This is a genomic window from Kitasatospora sp. NBC_00070 (assembly GCF_045041205.1).
Lineage (GTDB): Bacteria > Actinomycetota > Actinomycetes > Streptomycetales > Streptomycetaceae > Kitasatospora.
On the sequence record NZ_CP108247.1, the window covers coordinates 1,003,702 to 1,020,348 of the forward strand.

19 protein-coding genes are annotated in these 16,647 nt (G+C 73.7%); 12 read left to right on the forward strand and 7 right to left on the reverse strand.

The annotated features are described in order from the left end of the window. Position 1: 1 nt before the first annotated feature. On the reverse strand, positions 2-529 hold the full coding sequence (locus tag OHV05_RS04685; RefSeq protein WP_405016476.1) for a GNAT family N-acetyltransferase: 528 nt from the start codon (positions 527-529) through the stop codon (positions 2-4). Between the two features lie 92 nt (positions 530-621). Then, on the reverse strand, positions 622-1,596 hold the full coding sequence (locus OHV05_RS04690; RefSeq protein ID WP_405016477.1) for a LuxR C-terminal-related transcriptional regulator: 975 nt from the start codon (positions 1,594-1,596) through the stop codon (positions 622-624). Positions 1,597-1,979: 383 nt separating this feature from the next. Here OHV05_RS04690 and OHV05_RS04695 point away from each other — a divergent pair, with 383 nt between their 5' ends. The 8 genes from OHV05_RS04695 to OHV05_RS04730 all read left to right on the forward strand — a co-directional run bounded on the left by OHV05_RS04695 (position 1,980) and on the right by OHV05_RS04730 (position 8,737). Beyond that, positions 1,980-2,147 (forward strand): hypothetical protein, encoded by a 168-nt coding sequence (locus OHV05_RS04695; RefSeq protein ID WP_405016478.1) that lies wholly within the window; start codon positions 1,980-1,982, stop codon positions 2,145-2,147. A gap of 6 nt (positions 2,148-2,153) precedes the next feature. Next, positions 2,154-2,453 (forward strand): hypothetical protein, encoded by a 300-nt coding sequence (locus tag OHV05_RS04700; protein ID WP_405016479.1) that lies wholly within the window; start codon positions 2,154-2,156, stop codon positions 2,451-2,453. A 260-nt stretch (positions 2,454-2,713) separates the two neighbouring features. Further along, positions 2,714-4,660: a CHAP domain-containing protein gene (locus OHV05_RS04705; protein ID WP_405016480.1), complete on the forward strand. Its 1,947-nt coding sequence runs from the start codon at positions 2,714-2,716 to the stop codon at positions 4,658-4,660. Positions 4,661-4,923: 263 nt separating this feature from the next. Continuing rightward, the gene (locus OHV05_RS04710) at positions 4,924-5,493 is read left to right on the forward strand and encodes a HutD family protein (protein ID WP_405016481.1); all 570 of its coding nucleotides are present in this window, start codon (positions 4,924-4,926) and stop codon (positions 5,491-5,493) included. Between the two features lie 54 nt (positions 5,494-5,547). Continuing rightward, positions 5,548-6,435, forward strand: a complete 888-nt coding sequence (locus tag OHV05_RS04715; protein WP_405016482.1) for an AraC family transcriptional regulator — start codon at positions 5,548-5,550, stop codon at positions 6,433-6,435. 104 nt (positions 6,436-6,539) lie between these two features. Beyond that, on the forward strand, positions 6,540-7,418 hold the full coding sequence (locus OHV05_RS04720; RefSeq protein WP_405016483.1) for a carbohydrate-binding protein: 879 nt from the start codon (positions 6,540-6,542) through the stop codon (positions 7,416-7,418). Positions 7,419-7,604: 186 nt separating this feature from the next. Continuing rightward, positions 7,605-7,835 carry a hypothetical protein gene (locus OHV05_RS04725; RefSeq protein ID WP_405016484.1) on the forward strand — a complete coding sequence of 77 codons (231 nt, stop codon included), beginning with the start codon at positions 7,605-7,607 and terminating at the stop codon, positions 7,833-7,835. Positions 7,836-7,975: 140 nt separating this feature from the next. After that, the gene (locus OHV05_RS04730) at positions 7,976-8,737 is read left to right on the forward strand and encodes a class I SAM-dependent methyltransferase (protein WP_405016485.1); all 762 of its coding nucleotides are present in this window, start codon (positions 7,976-7,978) and stop codon (positions 8,735-8,737) included. Between the two features lie 15 nt (positions 8,738-8,752). On the opposite strand, the gene OHV05_RS04735 is transcribed toward OHV05_RS04730, so the two are convergent. From OHV05_RS04735 to OHV05_RS04745, 3 genes are all read right to left on the reverse strand, one after another. Beyond that, the gene (locus OHV05_RS04735; protein WP_405016486.1) at positions 8,753-9,508 is read right to left on the reverse strand and encodes an acyltransferase; all 756 of its coding nucleotides are present in this window, start codon (positions 9,506-9,508) and stop codon (positions 8,753-8,755) included. 85 nt (positions 9,509-9,593) lie between these two features. Next, complete coding sequence (locus OHV05_RS04740; protein WP_405016487.1) at positions 9,594-10,382, reverse strand: nucleotidyltransferase domain-containing protein; 789 nt, start codon at positions 10,380-10,382, stop codon at positions 9,594-9,596. 13 nt (positions 10,383-10,395) lie between these two features. Beyond that, on the reverse strand, positions 10,396-11,160 hold the full coding sequence (locus OHV05_RS04745; RefSeq protein ID WP_405016488.1) for an enoyl-CoA hydratase family protein: 765 nt from the start codon (positions 11,158-11,160) through the stop codon (positions 10,396-10,398). Positions 11,161-11,325: 165 nt separating this feature from the next. Between OHV05_RS04745 and OHV05_RS04750 the strand changes: the two genes are divergently transcribed. Beyond that, on the forward strand, positions 11,326-12,120 hold the full coding sequence (locus OHV05_RS04750; protein ID WP_405016489.1) for an ATP-grasp domain-containing protein: 795 nt from the start codon (positions 11,326-11,328) through the stop codon (positions 12,118-12,120). Here the strand turns inward: OHV05_RS04750 and OHV05_RS04755 are convergent. Further along, positions 12,110-13,381 carry an MFS transporter gene (locus OHV05_RS04755; protein WP_405016490.1) on the reverse strand — a complete coding sequence of 424 codons (1,272 nt, stop codon included), beginning with the start codon at positions 13,379-13,381 and terminating at the stop codon, positions 12,110-12,112. The genes OHV05_RS04750 and OHV05_RS04755 overlap by 11 nt on opposite strands. A gap of 82 nt (positions 13,382-13,463) precedes the next feature. Between OHV05_RS04755 and OHV05_RS04760 the strand changes: the two genes are divergently transcribed. From OHV05_RS04760 to OHV05_RS04770, 3 genes are read left to right on the forward strand one after another with little or no spacing between them, the layout of a single operon-like run. After that, complete coding sequence (locus OHV05_RS04760; RefSeq protein WP_405016491.1) at positions 13,464-14,453, forward strand: ArsR/SmtB family transcription factor; 990 nt, start codon at positions 13,464-13,466, stop codon at positions 14,451-14,453. Between the two features lie 59 nt (positions 14,454-14,512). Further along, the gene (locus OHV05_RS04765) at positions 14,513-14,947 is read left to right on the forward strand and encodes a GNAT family N-acetyltransferase (RefSeq protein WP_405016492.1); all 435 of its coding nucleotides are present in this window, start codon (positions 14,513-14,515) and stop codon (positions 14,945-14,947) included. A 45-nt stretch (positions 14,948-14,992) separates the two neighbouring features. Further along, complete coding sequence (locus tag OHV05_RS04770) at positions 14,993-15,220, forward strand: hypothetical protein (RefSeq protein WP_403044965.1); 228 nt, start codon at positions 14,993-14,995, stop codon at positions 15,218-15,220. A gap of 58 nt (positions 15,221-15,278) precedes the next feature. Here OHV05_RS04770 and OHV05_RS04775 read toward each other — a convergent pair whose 3' ends face one another. After that, a complete protein-coding gene (locus OHV05_RS04775) occupies positions 15,279-16,547 on the reverse strand; it encodes a geranylgeranyl reductase family protein (RefSeq protein ID WP_405016493.1) in 1,269 nt (422 codons plus the stop codon). Between the last annotated feature and the right edge of the window lie 100 nt (positions 16,548-16,647).

The following is a 16,647-nucleotide window of genomic DNA, read 5'->3' on the forward strand; positions in this document are numbered from 1 at the left end:
CTCAGCCGTCCCGGCCGATCCGGAACGACTCCATCTCGACGCCGTACCAGCGTCCGGTACGGCCGGTGGCGGCCATCCCCAGCCGTCGGCAGACGGCCGTCGAGGGGGCGTTGCCCGGCCGGACCAGCGCGCGGATCTCGGTCAGGCCGTCCGCGAAACCCTTGGCCAGCGCGCCCCGGGCCGCCTCGGTGGCGAAGCCGTGGCCCCAGCTGTCCGGGTGCAGGTGCCAGCCCACCTCGACCTCGACCTCGCCGTCCCCGCTCCCGTCCTCGTCCGGCAGCGGCATCAGCAGGACGGAGCCGACCACCGTCCCGGTGTCCCGCCGCTGCACCGCCCACACCCCGTACCGGGGGTCGGCCGACCGGGTCCGGCAGCGTTCGACCAGGGCCGCCGCCTCGTCCGGGGTCTCCAGCGCGCGGGGCGCGCTGCCCAGCCACTTGGCCACCTCCCAGCGGGAGTAGATGTCGAACGCACGCTCCTGGTCGGCCTCGTCCCACAGCCGCACGCTCAGCCGGTCGGTCTCGAACACGGTGTTCCTCCAGTCCTGGGCAACTGGCCGCCATGCTGCCGGACCGGGCCGCTCCGATGCGCACGCATTACGGACCCGGGAGCGCAGGTCGGCTACAGCCAGCCGTGGTGGGCCGCCTTGATGCCGGCTTCGAAGCGGCTGGTGGCGCCGAGGCGTTCCATCACGGCCGCCATGTGGCGGCCGACGGTACGGGCGGAGATGCCGAGCCGCAGTCCGGCGGCCTCGTCGGTGAGGCCGGTGCCGAGCAGGCGCAGGAGTTCGCGCTCGGTGCCGGTGAGGCCGGTGGCGGGATCTCCGCTGCGGGCCGCACCGAGCGGGACGGCGGTGGCCCAGGCTTGTTCGAAGAGTTCGACCAGCGCACCCACGATGCCCGGTTCGGTGACGTGCAGGGCCCCCTTGCGGGTGTTGGCCGGGTCGATGGGGACCAGGGCCTGGGACCGGTCGACGATGACCAGGCGCTGGGGCAGGACCGGTGCGGTGCGCACCTCGCTGCCCAGGCCCAGCAGCCAGCGGGCGTAGGCGGTGGTGTGCGGGTCGTTGCGGGTGGCGTCCTGGTAGAGGGACTTGACGGTGACGCCACGGGCGATGGCCTGTGCGTTCCCCTCCCGTCCGGCGGCGAGGTCCTCGGGGCGTTGGCTGGCACCCGGGTGGACGCCGACGCACTCGGTGCTGACGTTGCGCATGAGGATCTCCAGGCGGTGCTGGATGGCGTCCATGCCGAGCAGCCGCTCGCCGTGGGCCGCCCTGGTGTCGGCGCGATCGGCGACCAGGCGGGTGACGGCGGCCCTGGAGGCGGCGAGCTGGGCCTGACGCTCGGCCAGGTCGGCCTCCTGACGGGCCAGCATGTCCTCCAGGCCCACTTCGGGGGTGACCGCCCGGAGCTGTCCGGGGTGCTCGCTGGACGCGCGGACCAGCATCAGCCGGGTGAGTTCGTCCAGGCAGTCGTGGACCTGAGTGGGCGTCACGCCGATGGCGCCGGCCAGTCGGTCGACGCCGTGGCCGGGTCGGTCGAGCATGACCCGGTAGACGGCGGCCGCGGTGGCGCTCAGGCCAAGGGCTTCCAGCATCGTGGCACGTCCTCGTGACGGTGGCACGAACCCCCCGTGGCCGCGCCTGGCCCGGCCATGCTCGCAGCCGACCGGCCTCCCTTCAAGGTTCCTTCTGCGGTGCTTCGTTGCTGCGCACACCCTATGGAGGGATTTCGTTCCGGCCCGATTTCCGTGGCGAGTGCGCCGGAGCCGCCCGGTCGGCCGGGTCGGGCTGTCCGCTTCCGGCCAGACCGGTTGGCGACACCTTGAAGTCCTTCCCGGAGGCGTCGGTCTGCGGCCAAGCTGTTCATCGCCGGAAGGGAACGGAAACCCCCGAGCGGCAACCGGAGCGAACACCACCGCGGGGTGCGACTTCCGGGACCGGACACCCCTCGCATCCACCAGAGAAGGGCATGATCACCATGATCCGCACCCGTATCGCCCTGGCCGCCGCGGTCGCCACCCTCGCGCTGGGCACCGTCGCCCTCCTGCCCGGCGCCGCCACCGCCGCCCAGCCGGCGCCGGCCTCCGCCACCGCCCAGTCCCTGCCGACCCCGACGGCCACCCCCGGCAACGGCACCTGGGGCTGACGAGGGATGGACATCGTCTACACGGCCCTGACCCGCCGTCACACCATCGCCGACCGGGGCGACCGGGCCGAGGTCGACCAGGTGGTGGAGGTCCTGTGGGCCCACGCCGAGCCGGTCGACCGGCTCGAACACGCCGGTGGCCGCGCCGAGTCGGACCGGGTGGACCTGCTGCTGTTCCTCCTCCCGGACCACGACACCAGTGCCGAGCGCCGGGCGGCCGCGCTCCTGCGGCGCGCCCACCACGCCTCGCCGCTGCTCCGGGACCGCTACCTCCCGCCGCCGTCCCCGGCCGGCCCCGGCCACTGAACCGGGGGGCCCACCCGGCCCCGACCCGGCCCGGCGTGAACTCCGCCTCCCGTGACCGCTGTTCCTGCAGGACAGCCGTCCCCGCGCCGCCGAACCGGGTTGCCGCCGCCGCCTTCGCCGCCGGCCTGCCGACCCACCCCGTACCGCTCCTGAACGGCTGCCCTCGTCGGCCTGCCGTTCGCCGGGCCGCGCGCCGGCCCGGCCACATCCGACACCGCGTCATCCCCGCACCACCCCGACCGCCACCCAGGAGTCCTCCCATGCCCACGTTCGTCGCCAAGCTCACCAAGCCCGCCCTCGCCACCCTGGTCGCCGCCACCGTGGTCACCGGCCTCGGCGTCCGGCCCGCCCATGCCGATACAAGCACCGGGAACCTGGTCGCCTCGATCGCCAATGCGAACCTCGGCAAGGGGCCCTGCTCGGCCAACAGCACCGGCCACGGCGGCAGCCCGAACGCCGGCACCGGCTTCGGCACCAGTTGCAACGTCTCGACCGGTCAGGCGAGAGAGGAGTGGTGCGCGGACTTCGCCGAGTGGGCCTGGAACCAGGCCGGTTACACCGATACCGGCGACGTGACGAGTGCCGCCTGGACGTTCGCCCGGCACGGTGCGACCCACGGCACCTTCCACTGGGTCACCGACACCGGCTACACCCCGCAGCCCGGTGACGCGGTCGTGTGGCGCGGCAACGGCTACCCGCTGTCCAGCTTCACCGATCCCGGTGCGCTCGGCTTCGACGACGTCCAGCACGTCTCCCTGGTCAGCTCCGTGAGCAGCCGTACCTCGATCAACGACACCGGTGGCAACCAGGGCAACGCGGTCACCCACAACGGGCCGTTCAACCCGACCGTCCAGCAGGGCTGGGGCCAGCAGGTGATCGGCTACATCAGCCCCGGCAGCGGTACCCCGGCCCCGACCGTCCCGGCGGGCTTCAACGTCCACGCCAACGCCACGGGTGCCGCCGTGGTGAACCTGACTTCGACGGTCACCGCCAACGGGTACGTCAACTACCTCGACTACCGGATCACCGGCCCGAACGGGTACAGCCAGGTGATCAGGGCCGGCGGCGGGCCGACCTCGCCCAACCTCACCGGCTACACCGCCTCCTGGAACACCACCGGACTCGCGACCGGCACCTACACCGTCACGCCGGTCGCCAACGAGATCGACGGTGCCGACCACAGCTACGCCGGCAGCGTCGTCACGGTCGGCGCCCGGTCCATCGGCTCCGACGTGGTGCTGACCCCGAGCGGGGGGCTGGCCACGTACTGGGTCGGCAGCGACGGCATCGTGTGGGGCAAGTCGCAGGCCGGGGCCGGTGGAGCGTGGTCGACGCCGCAGGCGCTGACCGGCACCGGCTTCACCGGCAAGGTGTCGGCGGTGGTGGCCGCCAACGGCACCGTCGCGCTGTACGTCCGCACCGTCGGGGGCGCCGTGTTCGGCGGCTCCCAGGCCGGCGTCGGCGGAGCCTTCGGCTGGAACAACCTCGGCGGGACGAGCATCACCGGTGACCCGACGGCGGTGGTGACGCCCAACGGCACCATCGCCCTGTACGCCACCGCCACCGACGGCAACGTCTGGGGCATGTCGCAGGCCGGGGTCGGCGGAGCGTTCTCCAGCTGGGGGCTGATGACCACCGGCGGCGGCCTCACCGGCAAGGTCTCGGTCGTGGTGGCCGCCAACGGCACCATCGCCCTCTACGTCCGCACCGTCGGGGGCGCCGTGTTCGGCGGCTCCCAGAACGGCGTCGGCGGAGCCTTCGGCTGGAACAACCTCGGCGGGACGAGCATCACCGGTGACCCGACGGCGGTGGTGACGCCCAACGGCACCATCGCGCTCTACGCCACCGCCACCGACGGCAACGTCTGGGGCATGTCGCAGGCCGGGGTCGGCGGAGCGTTCTCCAACTGGGGGCTGATGACCACCGGCGGCGGCCTCACCGGCAAGGTCTCGGTCGTGGTGGCCGCCAACGGCACCATCGCCCTCTACGTCCGCACCGTCGGGGGCGCCGTGTTCGGCGGCTCCCAGGCCGGCATCGGCGGAGCCTTCGGCTGGAACAACCTCGGCGGCACGAACCTGTCGGGCGACCCGACCGCGATCGTGATCCCCAACGGCGCCATCGCGGTCTACGACAACAGCAACGGCCAGATCTGGGGCACCAACCAGAACGTCGTCGGCGGGCCCTTCTCCCCCTGGGTCCTGGTCTGACCCGGAGCGGCACCGGGGCCAACCGGGCGGGGCTCCACCGCAGCGGCGGCCCGCCCGTCCCGAACTGACGACGGTGTGTCCCGGGGACCGATCGGTTCCCGGGACACACCGCTGTGTGGTGCCCAGGTCGGCGGACGACCTGCGGAGAGCGAGCGGCCCGCCGCCGGGGACAGCGGCGGGCCGACCCCGGGAGCGAACGCCTACCCTGGTGGCACCGATCCCAGGCTGCCCGGCCGACCGGGCCCGACCAGCGAGGCCAACAGATGACGACGGTTCAGGTACTCCGCGCCGACCGGCGCCCGGCCACCCCGTGGCTGAACGGCGGCGGCATCACCCGTGAGGTGGCGGGGCACCCGGCCGGGGCCGGGCTGGCCGACTTCCACTGGCGGGTCAGCCTGGCGGATGTCGCGCAGGGCGGTCCGTTCTCCCGCTTCGAGGGGGTCGACCGGGTGATCACCGTGGTGGAGGGCGCCGGGATGGCCCTCACCGTGGCGGGCACCGAGCACCGGCTCGCCGACCCGTTCCGCCCGTTCGCCTTCCCCGGCGACGCCGAGACCGGCTGCGAGCTGCTCGGCGGCCCGGTGGTGGACTTCAACGTGATGACCCGTCGGGGGCAGGCCGCCGCCGAGGTCGAGGTGGCGGACGGGCCGCGCACCTGCACCGTCCCGGCGGACGCGGTGGTCCTGCTGGTCTGCCTGGACGGTACGGCCGAACTCGTCGCCCCGGAGCTCCGGTTGGGCCGGTACGACGCCGCACTGCTCACCGCCCCCGGCGAGCAGCAGCTCCGGGTGGACGGCCGGACGGCCGTGGTGACGATCCGCCGGGGCGCCTGACCGGCCGGCGGCATGGTCTGGACCTGTCGCGGGTGACAGCCGCAGACTGCTGCGATGAGCATCGACTTCCCCGTCCACGGGCTGATGGTGCCCGAGCCGCACGTGCTGCCGTTCGCCATCGGCTCCTTCGACACCATCGGGGAGCTGTCCAGGGCCGGCTTCCCGCACCGGCACACCTTCTACGAGATCGTGCACGTCACCGGCGGGCGCGGCACGCACGTGGTCGACCTGGCGCACTGGCCGCTGGACCCGCCGCACCTGTGCGTGATCGCGCCGGGCCAGGTGCACTACTGGGACGAGGTGGACGGCCTCACCGGGCAGGTGCTGCTCTTCAACGAGGACTTCCTGCTCTCCCACCCGGAGGACGTCGCGGCACTGCGCACCCTGGCCGCCCGGCCGTGGCTGCGCCTGACCGGCGGTGACCGGGAACTGCCCGCGCTGATGCACGAGTTGGAGCGGGAGTACCGGGCGCTGGCGGACGGCTACGCCGGGGTGCTGCGGTCGTACCTGCACATCCTGATCGTCCGGGCGCTGCGCGCCTCGGCGCCGGGGGCCGACCCGGTGGCGCCGGGGCGGACGGACGAACTGGTCGCGTCCTTCCGCCGGTTGATCGCCGAACCGGGCCGTTCGGTGGCGGACTGCGCCCGGCAGCTGGGGGTCTCCACCGGCCATCTGCACGCGCTGGTCAAGCAGGCCACCGGCCGCACGCCCGACCGGCTGATCCGGCAGCAGCAGACCATGACGGCCAAACTCCTGCTGGCCAGAACGGATCTGACGGTGCGACAGATTTCCAAGGAATGCGGTTTCGGCGACCCCGCGTACTTCTGCCGGTTCTTCCGGCGGGAGACCGGGATGACCCCCGGGGAGTTCCGGGGCAGTGCCGGAGGAAATCACCACGATCCCCGGCTGGAGTCCATCGCCGCCCGGCCGGAAGGCCCATAGGTTCACTGCTGACCGCCTCGCCGTTCCCGGCCCAGTCGGCTGTCATGAGCCCCTCATGGCCGCACCCCCACGGCGGCCATGTCCTCCCCCACCCAGGAGCCTCCGTGTCCGAGCAGGACGAACCCCAGGTGCACGAACCCCAGGCCGCCGAGCGCCTGTTGAGCCGCAAGACGCTGCTGCGGGCGGTCGCCGTGGCCGGCGCCGCCCCGCTGCTGCTCGGCGCCGGCAGCGCACTCGCCCGCGACCGGCGCGGCACCGGTACCGCCCCCGAGCTCACCCCCGACTGCGACGACGGTGACGACCCGACCGTCCCGCAGACCGAGGGCCCGTACTTCAAACCCAACTCCCCGCTGCGCACCTCACTGGTGACGGCGAGCACCCCGGGCACCCGGCTGACCGTCAGCGGGTACGTGTTCGGCTCCGCCTGCCTGCCGATCGCCAACGTCCTGCTGGACTTCTGGCAGGCGGACGACAACGGCGCCTACGACAACACCGGATTCACCTTCCGGGGCCACCAGTTCACCAACGCCCAGGGCGCGTTCAGCCTGAGCACCATCGTGCCCGGCCTCTACCCGGGTCGCACCCGGCACATCCACGTCAAGGTCCAGGCCCCGAACCGGCCGGTGCTCACCACCCAGCTGTACTTCCCCGGCGAGCCGCGCAACAGCACCGACACCATCTTCGACGCCCGGCTGCTGATGAACGTCCGTCAGATCGGCTCCGGCAAGGAGGGCACCTTCGACTTCGTCCTGAACGTCCCGCAGACCCCGAGCCCCAGCCCGTCCCCGACCGGCAGCCCCACCACCACCCCGAAGCCCTCCCCCACCCCCACGCCCACCGGCGGCAGTTGGGCCCCGGGCACGGCCTACCGGGCCGGCGACCGGGTCGGCTACGGCGGCGCCTCGTACCAGTGCCTCCAGGCCCACACCGCGATGACCGGCTGGGAGCCACCGAACGTGCCCGCGCTCTGGCGGCGGCTGTGACGGCCTTCTGGCAAGTGATCGCTCAGCCGAAGTTGTGAAGATCGACCACGCTGTCACCACGGGTTATGCATCTTCCAGCCGAATTGGTCTCAACCAATTGCACGGCGTTCGCAACCGGAGGAGGCTCCTCCCCGAAGCGCCGGGACGTGGACCCCGGCGCTCTCGTCCGAGGGGAGAGGTACCGACATGGCACTTCGTAAGATGGCTTCCACCGTGGCACTGGCCGGCGCACTGGCCGCAGGCGCACTGATCGCCGCTCCGGCCGCCCAGGCGTTCAGCTACACCTACATCGGCATGTTCCCGGACGCCGCCAGCTGCCAGGCGGCGGGCCAGGGCTACGTGAACCGGGGCGAGGCCGTCAACTACTTCTGTGACGTCGCCCCGGGTGCGGCCCGCCTCTCCGTCGTGCTCCGCTAGATCCTGGCGGACAACGAGAAGCACCAGGAAGTGGGCCCGGCGACGGACGCGTCGCCGGGCCCGCCTCGCTCCACCCCCGGGCCGCTCCGACGGGAGCAAAACTGTTTGCCCATCACCCGTAATGCCACGATGATGCCGATATGTCACGTACCTTCGAGGACCTCGTCGCCGAGGCCGAATCCGTCTCCGTCGACGGCTGGGACTTCTCCTGGCTGGACGGCCGGGCCACCGAGCAGCGACCCTCCTGGGGCTACCAGCGCACCGTCGGCGCCCGGCTGGCCGGGGTCTCCGCCGCGCTGGACATCCAGACCGGCGGCGGTGAAGTCCTGGCCGGGACCGGAAAGTTCCCCCCGGTGATGGCCGCCACCGAGTCCTGGCCACCGAACGTGGCGAAGGCCACCGCTCTGCTGCACCCGCTCGGGGCGGTGGTGGTGGCCGCTCCGGACGAGCCGCCGCTGCCGTTCGCGGACGGCGCCTTCGACCTGGTGACCAGCCGTCATCCGGTCCGGCCGTACTGGTCGGAGATCCACCGGGTGCTCCGGCCGGGCGGGACGTACCTGGCCCAGCACGTCGGCCCGGCGAGCGTGTTCGAACTGGTGGAGTACTTCCTCGGGCCGCTGCCCGCCGAGGTGCACCGGGGCCGGCACCCCGACGACGAGCGCGCGCAGGCGGAGGCGGCCGGGCTGGAGATCGTCGAGCTGCGCTCCGAGCGGCTGCGGACGGAGTTCCTCGACGTCGGCGCGGTGGTCTACTTCCTGCGCAAGGTGATCTGGATGGTCCCCGGCTTCACCGTCGAGCGGTACCGGGACCGGCTGCGCGAGCTGCACGAGCGGATCCTGCGCGAGGGGCCGTTCGTGGCGCACTCCGCGCGCTTCCTGATCGAGGCCCGCCGGCCGGCCTGAGCCCCGGCCGAGGGGTCAGCTGCCCTCGCCGGGCAGCCGCAGGTCCCAGCCGATCAGCTCCCGGAGCTGATCGGCGGTCAGGTCCCCCGGCAGGGCGGTCGGCGGCTCGTGCCGGAACGGCGGCTGCCAGCCCTCCACCTCGGACCAGCTGCGCACCACCTTCGCCGGGGCGCCCGCGACCACCGCGAAGTCGGGCACCTCACCGCGCACCACCGAACCGGCCGCCACCACCACGTTCCGCCCCAGCTTCGCGCCGGGCAGGATCACCGCACCGGTGCCGATCCAGCTGCCGGAGCCGATCTCCACCGGCTCGTTGCGCGGCCACTGCTTGCCGATCGGCAGCTCGGTGTCGTGGTACGAGTGCGCGGTGTCGGTGATGTAGACGAACGGGCCGGTCCAGACGTCGTCCCCGAGGGTGATCGACTGGTGGCCGACCAGGTGGCTGCCCCGGCCGATCACGCACCCGCCGCCGATCCGCACGATCGGCTCGTCCCCCAGGTCCAGCCCGGGCACGAACCCGGCCGAGATGGTGACGCGCTCGCCGATGATGGAGAACGGGCCGATGGTGATCCACTGCTCGTTGAACACCGTCCCGAGCGGGAAGGCCAGCTTGGTGCCGTCCCCCAGCTCGCGGAACCGGTAGGGCCCGGGGCTCTGGTTGGAGACCGCGCCGACCCCCTGCACCCAGGTCCAGCCCCGGTGCACCAGCCGCCCGGCCACCCGGCGGCCTCGGGTGCGGACTGCGGCGAGGAGTGAACTGGCGGTCGGCATGCGTCCCACGCTATCGGTCCCGACCGGTCGGTAACACCGGGAGGGAGCAAGGTCACACCTGCTCAGGACCGTCCTCCCGGACGGGTCAGGGCCGCGCCGCCTTCACCCCGTGCACGGCGGCGTACTCCGCCACCAGCCAGGGCCCGAGCTCCTCGGTGAACATCCGCAGCACCGCCGGGTCGCCGGTCGGCGCCAGCGCCACCTCGGCGGCGGTGCGCAGCTGCCCGGCCCGCTCCGGGTAGTAGGAGCCGGCGATCTCGGCCGAGCGGGCGAGGTCGCTGGTCCAGCCGCCCCAGCGGGGCATCACCAGGGTGAACGCCGTCCTGACCAACCGTCGGGCCACCGCCCGGTTCAGGGCGCGCGGGTCGGTCCCGCCGGTGCGCCAGCGAGGGAGCGCGAGGGCCAGGTCGCCGTTGGTCTCCCGGGCCAGCAGCGAGGTCGGCCGGTAGCGGGGCAGCTCGGCGGCCAGGTCAGGGCCGAGCAGCGGGGTGCACAGGCAGGCCAGGAACCAGCCGAGGTCGTACCGTTCGAGCTCGCTGAGCAGGGTGGCGGTGTCGAAGAGCAGGATGCCGCCACCGTCGACCACCTGGTGCCCGGCGTCCAGCGCGGCCGCCAGGGCGGCCGCGTCGGCGCGGTCCGCCCCGGTCGGCGGCCGGTGCAGGACCAGCAGCAGGTCCAGGTCGGAGCGGCCCGGGCGGGCGGTGCCGCGCGGGATGCTGCCGTACAGGTAGCCGCTGTGCAGCCGGTCCGGCCCGAAGGTCTCGGCGATCCCGCGCCGGGCCGCCTCGGCCAAGGGGCCGAACTCCGGCTGCACGCGGTCGAGCGAGCCCTCCCGCGCGATGAAGCCCTGGTCGTCCAGCCCCTTGTCGATCATGCTCGGTACGGTACTACTCCGCCCACGGAGCGGGGCGGCGCTCCAGGAACGCCCGCATGCCCTGCTGCGCCTCGGCCGAGCCGAACAGCCGGGCCGACCGGTCCACCCGCTCGTCCGCGTCCCGCTCGAACGAGGCCACCACCTCGACGTTGGCCAGCCGCTTGCTCTCGGCCAGGCCCTGCGGGGAGCACAGCCGGAACGCGTCCAGCAGCACCTTGGCGGCGGCTGACGGGTCGTCGGCCGCCTCGGTGACCAGACCGATCCGGGCCGCCTCGGCGGCGTCGAAGGTCTCGCCGGTGAGGTAGTAGCGGGAGGCGGCGCGCGGGTCCAGCTTGGGGCGCAGCGGCAGCGAGATCACGGCCGGTGCCAGGCCGAGCCTGACCTCGGTGAAGGCGAAGGTGGACAGCGGCCCGGCCACCACCAGGTCGGCGGCGCCCAGCAGGCCGAGCCCGCCGGCCCGGACGTGCCCGTTCACCAGCGCGAGCACCGGCTTCGGGCAGTCCACGATCGCCCGCTGAAGGTCCACCAGACCGCGCGGCCCGACCGTCGGGTCCGCCCCGGTCGCCTCGGTCAGGTCGGCCCCGGCGCAGAACACCTTGCCGGTGTGCCCGAGCACCACCGCCCGTACGGCCGGATCGGCCGCCGCCTCGGCCAGACCCCGGGTCAGCTCGGCCATCAGCCTGCTGGACAGGGCGTTGCGGTTGTGCGGGGAGTCCAGCTCCAGGGTGGTCACGGCATCGGCGGTGGCGACGCGGACGAAAGGTACCTCGCGGGTCATCGCGGTACTCCTGCTTTCCGGCTGAGGGTGGCTCGGGAACGGACCGGTGGGCCCGCCCGGACAGGACTCTGACATGCCCACCCGCCTCCCGGCCAGAGGCCCGGCCAGGGTCGCCCGGCGAAACCCGCCGGCCCCGCCGGGGCGGCTGCGGGAGCATCGGGCCTCATGTTCACCGACCGACTGCTGCTGCTCGCGCCCCGGATCAACGAGACCGGTCTGCAGCTGCTCACCGCCGCCCACGCGCGCGGCCTGCCCGCCCGCACCGCGACCGGCTGGCGCCCGCCGCAGGACGTCCCCCCGCTGGTGCACCTGTACGGCGGCCCGCTGTACGCCGACGCGGTCGGCCGCGAGCTCGGGGTCGCCGTGCTGGAGGAACTTCCCGGCTGGCTGGCGGAGTTGCCCCGGGATCTGACCCGCCGTTCGGTCGAGCTGCTGCCGCTCGCCGAGGCCCGGGCACTGCGCCGGCCGGCCTTCTGCAAACCGCCGTCCGACAAGGTGTTCGCGGCCCGGGTCTACCCGGACGGCTCCGGCCTGCCCGGCCCGGACGCGCTGCCGGACGACCAGCCGGTGCTGGTCAGCGAGGTGGTGACGTTCCGTCGGGAGTACCGGCTGTTCGTGCTGGACGGCGCGGTGCGGACCGGCAGCCGGTACGCGGTCGACGGCGGGCTGGACGTGGCGCCACTGGCCGAGGACCCGCTGCGCCGGGAGGTGACCGCGTTCGCCGCCGAGCTGCTGGCGGCCACCGCGGCCGGGCTGCCCAGCGCGGTGGTGGTCGACGTCGGCCTGCTGGCGGACGGCGGCTGGGCCGTGGTGGAGGCCAACCCGGCTTGGGCCAGCGGGGGTTACGCCTGCGACCCGGTCGCGGTGCTGGACGTGGTGCTCCGGGCGGCCGGTCCGCTGGGCGAGCTGCGGGCGGCCGACCGGCCGTACTGCCGGCAGCTGCCGGTCGTCACGGACTGACCGACGGCACGGGGGCGTCCGGCCGGGTCCGCTGGGCCCAGCGGACGGTGGGCGGCATCGCGACGGCGGCGGCCAGCATCAGCGCGCCGAGCAGGATCCAGCCGACCAGACCGTTGGTGATCACCACGGTGGTGATCAGCACCGGGCCGAACATCAGGGCGCTGGACAGCCCGGCGTTGAAGACCCCCTGGTACGAGCCGTGGTGGCCGTCGCCCGCCAGGTCGTAGCTGAGCGCCCAGCCGGCCGCCTGGCAGTACATCTCGCTGAAGGTCTGGCAGGCCACCCCGGCGATCAGCAGCACGGCGGCCAGCCAGCCGGGCAGGCCGTGCGCCAGGCCGATCAGCAGGCAGGCGGCGGCGATCAGCAGCCCGCCCCGGCGGAAGATCCGGGCGGCGGCGGTCGGTTCCTCGGTGCCCCGGGTGGCCCGGACCTGGAGCAGCGCCACCAGCACGGTGTTGGCGATCAGTGAGACCGCGACCACCACCCTGGGCGCCTCGGTGTGCTCCACCACCCAGAGCGGCACGCCCACCTCCAGCACCGAGAACTGCAGGCAGAGCAGCCCGCTCAGCACGGTGACGGCCAGGAACGGCCGGTTGCGCAGCGCCGGGTTCCCGGTCCGCTCGCCGGGCACCGTCGGCGCCTTGACCCGCGGCGGCACCGTGAGGGCCGCGTACATCACGGCGACCACCGCGAAGCTGACCGCGTCGGCCAGCAGCGCCGCCACGTACGCGCCCCGGCTGTCCGCGTGCAGGACGAGCGCGGCGACCGCCGTCCCCGCGCCGATCCCGACGTTGGTGACCACCCGCAGGTAGGCCCGCCCGGCCACCCGCCGGTCGGCGGGCAGCACCTCGGCGTACAGCGCGTTGCGGACGGCGGCCGAGCCCCGGTCGAGGGCCATCACCAGGCAGGCCAGCGGGACGAACAGCGGGTAGGAGTGCACCAGCGTGTACGCGGCCACCCCGAGCGCCTCGCCGGCCACCAGCACCACCAGCACCCGCCTGCTCCCCCACCGGTCGGCGGCCCGCCCGGCGGGCACCCCCGCCAGTACCCCGCAGAGTCCGGCGGCGGTCAGCGCGGTGCCGACCTGGACGGCGCCGAAGCCGAGCACCCGGGTGAAGAACAGCACCCCGAGGGTCATCGACAGTCCGTTGCCCAGACAGTTCAGCAGGGTGATCCGGGCGAGTCGGCGGACGGTCGGGTCGGGGTGCAGCAGCCGGTTCCGGGCAGGGGTGGGCGCGGTGGCCTCGATGGTGGGGGTCATGAGCTGATCACACCGCCGGGGGGCCGCCGCCGGTATTCATTTAGGCTATGCCTGACGCCTGCTCAGGCCCAGAGGAGGACGAATGCACCGCTTCCAGCTCGAACTGGACGACCTGGCGTCGGCCGCCTTCGCCTGCTCCCCGCTCCAGGAGACCGTGCTCAGCCTGCGGATGTGGACCCACCCGGGCACCTACCACCCGGCCCAGACCGCCTGGTTCGAGCTGATCAGGCCGGAGTTCGAACGCCTGCCGCAGGCCGGGCTGCTCCGCTCCCTGGTCGGCTCCAACCGGTGGGTCCCGGACTTCCTGACACCCCGTCCGGCCACCCCCTTCCCGGATTTCCGCAGCGAGCTCGCGCTGGTCCGGGCCCTGCCGCCGGAGCGGCTGGCGACCGAGCTGTCCCGGGCCCACCTGCCGCACGACCGGCGGCTGCCGCCGCTGCTCGCGGCCGGGCTCGCCGCCGACCCGGCCGCGCTGCTGACCGAGATCGCCGACGCCCTCGCCGCCTACTGGGACCGCTGTCTCGCCCCCGGCTGGTGGCCGCGGGCCCGCTCGGCCCTCCAGGCGGACATCGTGCACCGGGCCCGGATGCTCGCCGAGCGCGGCGCGGCCGCCCTGTTCGCCGACCTGGACGGCCGGCTGCACTGGGCCGACGGCGTGCTGACCATCCGTCGGGACTGGGCCACCGGCGACGCCGAGGTGGTGGTGGCCCGGCGCGGTCTGGTCTTCTCCCCCAGCTGCTTCATCCGCGGCGCCGTCACCTCGATCAGCGACGAGTATCCGCCGTCGATCGTCTACCCCACCCGCGGCCAGGCCACCATGGCCCCGTTGCCGCAGCCCCCGCCCGCCGCCGAGGCCCTCGAACTCCTGCTCGGCGCCCCGAAGGCCCGCCTGCTCGCCCTCCTCGACGAACCCACCTCCACCACCGAACTCGCCGCCCGCCTCGGCGTCACCCCCGGCGCCGTCAGCCAGCACCTCGGCGTCCTGCACACCACCCGCCTGGTCACCCGTACCCGCAGCGGCCGCCTGGTCCTCTACGCCCGCAGCCCGCTCGGCGACCAGCTCCGCAGCTGACCGGCCGCCGGGCCCGAAAGACGGTTGACGCCCCGGGGCGGGCGCGGTTTCCTGCTGCGATGAACGATCTTCGCTTCGAGCCGGTGAGCGGTGACGTCGGTCTGTCGGACTGGCAGCACGTGCACAACCTGATCATCCCGACCGACCCGCTGACGGCGGCCGAGGTCCGCGAGCGGGCCGGGCGCAACCGCCTCGAGGTGGCGTACCTGGGCGACACCCTGGTCGGCTGCTCGACGGTGCGGCCGCCCACCGAGGGGACGGCCACCGTGATCGCCCGGGTGCTTCCGGCCTACCGGCGGCAGGGGATCGGGACGCGGCTGTACACGCACGTGCTGGCGTACGCGCGCTCGCTCGGACCGGCCGTGATCGAGACCGTGGTGCTGGAGTCGAACGCGGACGGCCTGCGGTTCGCCGAGGCGCGGGGTTTCGTCGAGATCGAGCGGTATCTGCTGCCCGGTGACACGGTGCCGTACGTCGATCTGCGGCTGGCCTGACCCCGGCGGGCGCGGGCACACCCTCCGGCACGAGAGAATGACGTCATGACCGACGAGCACACCGAAGCACCGAAGTCCGCGAACGAACGCAGGGAGCAGCTCTTCCAGGCCATGCGCAAGGGTGGCGGCAGCTGGGACTGGACCCGCGCGCGCGAGACGTACCACGAGCAGCCGGACCCGCGCACGGTCCGCCGCGACCTCGAACAGCTGCGCAAGGCGGGCCGGCTGTTCCGCGACCGCGAGACCGGCCTGTACGAGGCGATCGGCTACTGAGCCGACCTGCGCGCAGGACCACGGTGGCCTCCTCCCGGACGGGAGGAGGCCACCGGCGTCAGCGGGACGCGATCGAGGCCAGCCGGCGGGCCGCCCGGTAGTCGCGCATGATCTGGGCGAAGGTGGTGTGCCCCTGGGTGGTGCGGGCGAACGCCCGCCAGGCCGGGCCGACCAGGCAGACCGCGGCGTGGAACAGGTGCGGGCGGCGCTCGAAGGCACCCAGCATGACCTTGCCCGCGCGCATCTCGACCCCGAGCCCGGCCTTGATCGCGAAGGCGTAGTTCAGCGCCTGCCGACGGACATCCGCCGAGCCGTCCGCCTCGGCGACCTTGACCGCCCACTCGCCCGCCAGCCGGCCGGAGCGCAGCGCGTACGAGATGCCCTCCCTGGTCCACGGCTCCAGCAGGCCGGCCGCGTCGCCCGCGACCAGCACCCGGCCCCGGGAGAGCGGGGAGTCCTCCGCCCGGCACCGGGTCAGGTGGCCGGACTCGATGCTCGGGGTGAACCCGGACAGGCCCAACTGCCGGATGTAGTCGGCCAGGTAGCCCTTGGTCGCCTCGCCGTCGCCGCGCGCCGAGATCACCCCGACGGTGAGCGAACCCGACTCGGTCTTCGGGAAGACCCAGCCGTACGAGCCGGGCAGCGGGCCCCAGTCCAGGTGGATCCGGCCCTGCCAGTGCCGGAGCACCTGGTCGGGCACCGGGATCTCGGCCTCCAGGCCGAGGTCGATCTGGTCGAAGGTCACCCCGACGTGCCGCCCGATCCGGCCGGCGCTGCCGTCCGCGCCGACCACCGCACGGGCCTCGATCCGGCGGCCGTCGGAGGTGGTGACGGTGACCGTGCGGCCGGCTCCGGCCGGCTGCTCGACCCCGGCCACCGCGACGCCGGTGACCAGCACCGCGCCGGCCTGCTCGGCCGACTGCACCAGGCGCAGGTCGAACTCGTCCCGGTTCACCAGGCCGAACAGCATCCGCTTGGAGCGCCGGGTGCGGGTGAAGCGGCCGCCGAGCGCGAAGGTGACGGCGTACACCCGGTCCTGTAGCGGCAGCTTGAAGTCGTCCGGCAGGCTGTCCCGGGACGGGCCGATGATGCCGCCGCCGCAGGTCTTGTAGCGGGGGTGCTCGGCCTTGTCGAGCAGCAGCACCCGCCGCCCCTGCCGGGCCGCGCCGTACGCGGCGGAGGACCCGGCCGGACCGGCGCCGACCACCACGACGTCCCAGACGCCCGCCAACGGGTCTGGCCCGTCCGACACTTCGTCAGCGTCCGGCCCGGGCGCGGCGGGCGGGTCGATACGGTCCTGGCCGTGGGAGCTACCGGAGTCAGTCACGGACAGCAATCCTAGTGCCGACGAGCAGGTGCGTAGCCAGTCCCGGAGGGTCGGGGTGGCCCGGCCTAGGATCGAGCCGTCCGAACACCGCCATTTCATC

What these genes read in the sequence shown, in the direction of transcription:
- OHV05_RS04690 (WP_405016477.1), bottom strand. Translation starts at nt 1,596, where the DNA reads ATGCTGGAAGCCCTTGGCCTGAGCGCCACCGCGGCCGCCGTCTACCGG.
- OHV05_RS04695 (WP_405016478.1), top strand. Translation starts at nt 1,980, where the DNA reads ATGATCCGCACCCGTATCGCCCTGGCCGCCGCGGTCGCCACCCTCGCG.
- OHV05_RS04700 (WP_405016479.1), top strand. Translation starts at nt 2,154, where the DNA reads ATGGACATCGTCTACACGGCCCTGACCCGCCGTCACACCATCGCCGAC.
- OHV05_RS04705 (WP_405016480.1), top strand. Translation starts at nt 2,714, where the DNA reads ATGCCCACGTTCGTCGCCAAGCTCACCAAGCCCGCCCTCGCCACCCTG.
- OHV05_RS04710 (WP_405016481.1), top strand. Translation starts at nt 4,924, where the DNA reads ATGACGACGGTTCAGGTACTCCGCGCCGACCGGCGCCCGGCCACCCCG.
- OHV05_RS04715 (WP_405016482.1), top strand. Translation starts at nt 5,548, where the DNA reads ATGAGCATCGACTTCCCCGTCCACGGGCTGATGGTGCCCGAGCCGCAC.
- OHV05_RS04725 (WP_405016484.1), top strand. Translation starts at nt 7,605, where the DNA reads ATGGCACTTCGTAAGATGGCTTCCACCGTGGCACTGGCCGGCGCACTG.
- OHV05_RS04730 (WP_405016485.1), top strand. Translation starts at nt 7,976, where the DNA reads ATGTCACGTACCTTCGAGGACCTCGTCGCCGAGGCCGAATCCGTCTCC.
- OHV05_RS04735 (WP_405016486.1), bottom strand. Translation starts at nt 9,508, where the DNA reads ATGCCGACCGCCAGTTCACTCCTCGCCGCAGTCCGCACCCGAGGCCGC.
- OHV05_RS04740 (WP_405016487.1), bottom strand. Translation starts at nt 10,382, where the DNA reads ATGATCGACAAGGGGCTGGACGACCAGGGCTTCATCGCGCGGGAGGGC.
- OHV05_RS04745 (WP_405016488.1), bottom strand. Translation starts at nt 11,160, where the DNA reads ATGACCCGCGAGGTACCTTTCGTCCGCGTCGCCACCGCCGATGCCGTG.
- OHV05_RS04750 (WP_405016489.1), top strand. Translation starts at nt 11,326, where the DNA reads ATGTTCACCGACCGACTGCTGCTGCTCGCGCCCCGGATCAACGAGACC.
- OHV05_RS04755 (WP_405016490.1), bottom strand. Translation starts at nt 13,381, where the DNA reads ATGACCCCCACCATCGAGGCCACCGCGCCCACCCCTGCCCGGAACCGG.
- OHV05_RS04760 (WP_405016491.1), top strand. Translation starts at nt 13,464, where the DNA reads ATGCACCGCTTCCAGCTCGAACTGGACGACCTGGCGTCGGCCGCCTTC.
- OHV05_RS04765 (WP_405016492.1), top strand. Translation starts at nt 14,513, where the DNA reads ATGAACGATCTTCGCTTCGAGCCGGTGAGCGGTGACGTCGGTCTGTCG.
- OHV05_RS04770 (WP_403044965.1), top strand. Translation starts at nt 14,993, where the DNA reads ATGACCGACGAGCACACCGAAGCACCGAAGTCCGCGAACGAACGCAGG.